This is a genomic window from Pseudemcibacter sp. (assembly GCF_965661635.1).
In the GTDB taxonomy this organism is placed as follows: domain Bacteria; phylum Pseudomonadota; class Alphaproteobacteria; order Sphingomonadales; family Emcibacteraceae; genus Pseudemcibacter.
The window spans coordinates 1-4,156 of record NZ_CBFIEP010000121.1 but is presented as its reverse complement, the minus strand read 5'-3'; the positions used below and the strand labels follow the sequence as shown (position 1 = coordinate 4,156).

The 4,156-nt window shown below is 40.4% G+C and carries 5 protein-coding genes and 1 pseudogene; 4 read left to right on the top strand and 2 right to left on the bottom strand.

Annotated features, from left to right (window positions below):
• The coding region (locus ACTF6W_RS07995) for a DUF3987 domain-containing protein (protein ID WP_438994016.1) at window positions 1–340 on the top strand (340 nt) is incomplete at its 5' end.
• Between the two features lie 48 nt (window positions 341–388).
• Entirely contained in the window at window positions 389–754 is a 366-nt protein-coding gene (locus ACTF6W_RS07990) for a hypothetical protein (protein ID WP_438994015.1), read from the top strand.
• A 305-nt stretch (window positions 755–1,059) separates the two neighbouring features.
• On the opposite strand, the gene ACTF6W_RS07985 is transcribed toward ACTF6W_RS07990, so the two are convergent.
• Both ACTF6W_RS07985 and ACTF6W_RS07980 read right to left on the bottom strand, forming a co-directional pair.
• On the bottom strand, window positions 1,060–2,037 hold the full coding sequence (locus ACTF6W_RS07985; RefSeq protein ID WP_438994014.1) for a dipeptide epimerase: 978 nt from the start codon (window positions 2,035–2,037) through the stop codon (window positions 1,060–1,062).
• Window positions 2,038–2,063: 26 nt separating this feature from the next.
• Window positions 2,064–3,086, bottom strand: a complete 1,023-nt coding sequence (locus tag ACTF6W_RS07980) for a DUF1611 domain-containing protein (RefSeq protein WP_438994013.1) — start codon at window positions 3,084–3,086, stop codon at window positions 2,064–2,066.
• A gap of 59 nt (window positions 3,087–3,145) precedes the next feature.
• Here ACTF6W_RS07980 and ACTF6W_RS07975 point away from each other — a divergent pair.
• Together ACTF6W_RS07975 and ACTF6W_RS07970 are read left to right on the top strand one after the other, a co-directional pair.
• A pseudogene (locus ACTF6W_RS07975) lies at window positions 3,146–3,250 on the top strand (HNH endonuclease); the annotation flags it as partial.
• Window positions 3,251–3,685: 435 nt separating this feature from the next.
• On the top strand, window positions 3,686–3,970 hold the full coding sequence (locus ACTF6W_RS07970; RefSeq protein WP_438994012.1) for a hypothetical protein: 285 nt from the start codon (window positions 3,686–3,688) through the stop codon (window positions 3,968–3,970).
• The last annotated feature ends 186 nt before the right edge of the window (window positions 3,971–4,156 follow it).

Below are 4,156 nucleotides of genomic sequence, written 5' to 3'. Positions count from 1 at the left end.
AAGAAGACTGGCCATTCATTTGATGGTCCAGGATGGAATTGCTAATATTATGATGGGCAATGAACAATTTAGAAATCAAGGTATTCTTGCAAGGTTTTTAATCTCCGAACCTGAACCATTAATTGGGACGCGCTTTCATAGAGAAACTGGTTATTTTAATGATGATATGGAACTCTATTATAATGCCTTAATGGCCCTATTTGATAAAGAATTACCTATTGTTGATGAAAGGGATTGGGAGCTAAAACCAAAAGTAATCAAACTATCCAAGGATGCAAAGATTGTTTTTGCAACCTTTCATGATGAGATTGAAGAAAGGCAGGCACCAGAGAAAGACTGAAATTTTATAGCTGATTGTGCGAGTAAGCTTACTGAGCATGCAGTTCGTTTGTCAGCTGTAATTCAAGTTGTTGATGGTGATGACACAGATTACATAAGTACTATAAATGCAATGCATGGCATCTCATTAGCACGGTATTATCTATCTGAAACTGTTAGAATAAGAAAGGGCGTTGTTTCAGAGGATATAATAAAAGCTGAATTGTTACTCACTTGGTTAAAAGACAACTGGGCAGAAGAGGATATATATTTATCCCCAATTATGAATAGTGGCCCGAATTCATTGCGCCTCAAAAAAACGCTCATGTCAGCTATAAGGGTATTAGAAGATCATAAATATCTTGTCAAAAATGAAGAACCCAAAACAATTGATGGTTCAATCCGTAAAGAGACATGGAAAATAAACTATAGGTAGTTGCGAAACCTGCGATTATTGCGAATAAGTGGTATAAATTCGCAATAATCGCAATAATCGCAGGCCTAGAAGGAGGTATTCTATTGATGAGCAAGATACAGGCGTCTCATAAGTTACAAAATGTAGATAAAAACACAAAATTAGACTAAATCTGAGAGTCTGCTTTCGACCCAAAGCAGACATTCACAAGTAGCGTTTTTGACATCCGCCATTATTAATATATGTTCCCTAAACATAAGTGAGAATGCAATGATACATCAATGATTATCTCCACCGTTTTAATTGAGGCAGATCATGACTAATAACTAACCCCAAAGTTCTGTCGATGGAACACTTACGACGCCGCCATATTTGTATTCTAGACCATTATCTATGTCTTGCTTTAAGAAAAGTGGGCCGTCAATGTCAACGAACTGACAATGTTGTCCGATAACATAGGATGGGGCCATTGAAAGGGATGTGCCAGACATGTTACCGACCATAAGGACTTTGCCGTCGCGTTTGGCCAGTTCAATGATTTTTAAAGCATCAGTTAAACCGCCGCATTTATCCAATTTAATATTGATAACGTCATAGCGCCCAGCGGACACTGCATATTCTGAACTATCAAGGCAAGATTCGTCAGAACCGAGCGGTACCAGTGATTTATATCCTTCTAATTCTTCATCCTTGCCACGTGGTAGCGGCTGCTCGATCATTTCTATGCCTAATTTTTGTGCGGCGGGGGTATATTCTTTTAATTCTGCGAAGGTCCAGCCTTGGTTGACATCAACGATCAATGAGGCGTCAGGTCTGACCGCACGGATGGCTTCTAGGCGGGTGATAGGATCATCTTCGCTGAGCTTGATTTTAAGCTTTGCATATTTCGAATGTTCCAAGGCCTCGTCTGCCATTTTTTCAGGAGTATTGATGCCTACGGTGGCAACAGTTACTAAAGGTTTCGGTGTTAAATTTAAATATTGCCAAATGGATGTACCCGCTTGTTTCATTCTTAAATCCCACAAGGCACAGTCAAGGGCATTACGCGCACCGCCGTAAGGCAGTAATTCTTGTACTTGATCGAATGTTATGTCATTTGAAATTAAAGACGTTACCGCTTCAAGCTCAGCAGACATTGTATCCATGTCTTCGTCATTGTAATAAATACCCATGGCTTCACCGCGGCCTACATGACCGTCATGGTCCAAAGTCACCCAAACGGTGTCGGATGTGTTGAAAGTATAACCGGTGATGACGAATGGTTTTTTATGTTCAAAGACTCGTTTTTCAATTTTAATTTTCATTATTATTTCTCTTTTAAATCATAAGTTTAGTTTGGAAATTCCGCGATGATTCGTTCGATAATTTTGTTTGTGCCGCCCTTAAGGGGATCAACGCATGGTAAATTAAGTCGTGCGGATAGGGCGTCAAGATAGCCTTTGCGCTCATTATCATTTAAGTCGGATGTATTGACGCTAACGCCGACACAATGAATGGCGGGGTTGACCTGTGCGCCGACAGTCGTTGTCAGATTAATAACGTCTTCAATGCTGGGCAGCGGGAAGTCATCCCAACCGCTAATATGGGTACGGTTAGCATGATGACAGACGATGAAGGCATCAGGTTGTGAGCCAACAAGAAGGCCCATACTTACGCCGCTGTAGCCAGGATGTAATATGCCGCCTTGCCCTTCGATGACATCCCAGTGATCATCTTCATTATCGGGAGATAAAAGCTCGGCCGCGCCAGAAATAAAATCGCCAACGACGGCGTCAATGGGAATGCCTTTACCGGCGATCATAATGCCGGTTTGACCGCTGGCACGAAAGTCGGCTTTTAAGCCCGCTTTTTTCATATCCTTTTCAACAGCGAGAGCTGTGTATTTTTTACCAATGGCACAATCAGTACCGACCATAAGGATACGCTTGCCACGGCGTTTTTTCCCAGTGCCAACGGGAATATTTTTTGGTGGAATACGAACATCAATTAATCGTGCGCCAGATTTCTGTGCCGCCGCACAAAGGCGGGGAATATCGTTTAAGCGTTTATGAACACCTGCTGCAATGTCTAAACCTGCGTTAAGGGCTTCTTCCAATGTATCCAACCATTCATCAGGAATGCCGCCGCCAATGGCTGCGGTACCGATGAGAAGTGTTTTGGCACCGGCTTCTTTCGCTTGGGCGATTGTCATCAATGGTAAATCAATAGGCAGCCCGCCACTTTTAAGTACCAGTTGGCCCGTGCATAGTTCGGGACGCCATTTAAACATGCCAGCCCCTGTTTTTGCTTCCGTGGGGTCGGTTTCGCTACCAACGAAGATTAAGTAAGGGGCTTTTATTTCAATTTTGTTCATAATTTGTGCGCTTCCTTATTGTTTAATTGAGCGGCGGAGCTTAAGATGATTTTCATTTCGATCACATAATTCCGTATTCGAAAGGTGGAAGTTCTCGTAAGTCAGAGAATATTCAGTTGCTGTGTGCTAGACATAATCTGAGAAAAAGTGTAAAAATTATATGAGGGTAATGTAAAAACATAGCTTTTATTAAACGAACTTCCCAGTGCAGTAATGTATTGTTGCTAATTTTACGAACCACTTCATTCCCCCAGTCAAATCATTACAGTTATATTCTATTTCTGCATCGACTATTATAACCACAGACAAATAAGATTGTCGACAAGTTGAAGGGAAATTTTTTACTTTATAAATATTGTGATTATTAATTTGGACCCTATATGGACCCTAAAACAAAAAAAGACCTAACGGCTTTTCCGCTAAGTCATTGAAAGTAATGGTGCCCGGGGGCGGATTTGAACCACCGACACGCGGATTTTCAATCCGAATGTAAAGAATTAATTCGTTTATCGCGATTATCTAAAATATTTCATTTTTTTTTGCAATTTATTTGATAACATCACTAGGTTTAAAAATATTTAAGAGGGGAGATATAGTTCATGCCTTTAGAACAAAACAACGATCAATTAAATATTAAAGGCACTGGCGGCTTTGTAGGAGCTTTAGCTCGATACTATAGTGAATTTCTTGCAACAGATTTTAAAAAAGGGCGTCTTCCAAAACGTCGTTTCCAAATTAAAGATAAAAAGGGTCGACGCACAGGGATACCATTAGAAAAGTTCCCCTCTTTTTTAACTATATTAGCAAAAAAGCTATCCAAAGACTTCGGAAGTAGTCTTGAAGTGTACGTCATCAGGGAAAGTTGGGTTTTTAAGTCTTTATAATAAGAGAGTATTCTGCTCCATCTGTTAATATTATGCGGCCATAGTTTTAATGTGCAAGCGTTTTCGTTTGGCCATTGTTTTTAGTTTAATTTTGTTTCGCTTTTCCAGGATCACATTGCCGCGTCCTAGAAAGACATCTTCAGGTGTTAGGTTATTTATGCTCTCATGATATCTCCTTGTGTTGTA

Bases quoted from the DNA above. Each gene is read 5' to 3' on its own strand.
- ACTF6W_RS07985 (WP_438994014.1), bottom strand. From the start codon at position 2,037: ATGAAAATTAAAATTGAAAAACGAGTCTTTGAACATAAAAAACCATTC.
- ACTF6W_RS07980 (WP_438994013.1), bottom strand. From the start codon at position 3,086: ATGAACAAAATTGAAATAAAAGCCCCTTACTTAATCTTCGTTGGTAGC.
- ACTF6W_RS07970 (WP_438994012.1), top strand. From the start codon at position 3,686: ATGCCTTTAGAACAAAACAACGATCAATTAAATATTAAAGGCACTGGC.